2 protein-coding genes are annotated in these 728 nt (G+C 46.2%); both read right to left on the bottom strand.

All coding sequences use genetic code 11. The annotated features are described in order from the left end of the window. Positions 1–106: 106 nt before the first annotated feature. On the bottom strand, positions 107–316 hold the full coding sequence (locus A3729_RS06610; protein ID WP_068509676.1) for a hypothetical protein: 210 nt from the start codon (positions 314–316) through the stop codon (positions 107–109). Between the two features lie 46 nt (positions 317–362). Then, on the bottom strand, positions 363–728 hold a 366-nt coding region (locus A3729_RS06605), incomplete at its 5' end, for a GTP-binding protein (protein ID WP_304439694.1).

The raw sequence follows: 728 nt of genomic DNA, 5'->3' as shown, positions 1-728 counted from the left end.
TTTGAGGAGGCAGAGGGTTGCATCCCTTATCTGGACTCCCCGTGCTAGCCCGCATGCGAGCCACGAAAGGCTCTGCATACAGAAACACGGGGACTGACTCTAAATGCTACTTCTTAGATTTAGCTTCTTTCAATGCCCATGCGCCAACTGCTAGCATTGCCATCACGGCCAAAGAAACTTCCATTAAGCCCATATGGCTCTCGCCCACGTGCGCCTGCCCTGATGCATGCATACCTTCGTGAGCGAGTGAGGCAAGGCTCACCATCATCATGGCGATTAAGGCACTTGCTTGTGTCATTAAGGTTTTCAATTTCATTGTGTTCTCCTAAGTTAGTCTAATTCTATTCTAAGTCGTCAAGCACTCAAACCACGGCTTTNGCAGGTGGAATTTCTTTGGCCTCAAGCATGCCTTCGCTAATAATGAAATCAATAATTTTGTCTAGACCTTCAGCTTTCTTAAGGTTTGAGAAAACAAAAGGACGTTCACCGCGCATCTTCTTTGAGTCCTGATCCATTACGTCTAGCGAAGCACCAACAAGTGGAGCCAAGTCTATTTTATTGATAATCAACAGATCGGACTTAGTAATGCCTGGGCCACCTTTACGTGGAATCTTATCGCCTGCTGATACATCAATCACGTAGATAGTTAAGTCCGATAGTTCTGGGCTAAAGGTCGCACTAAGGTTATCACCGCCACTTTCTACAAAAACGACATCGAGCTCTCCATG

The sequence above is a fragment of the Oleiphilus sp. HI0043 genome, assembly GCF_001634935.1.
The sequence above is the reverse complement of the archived record's forward strand: the minus strand, read 5'-3'. Positions and strand labels throughout refer to the sequence as shown.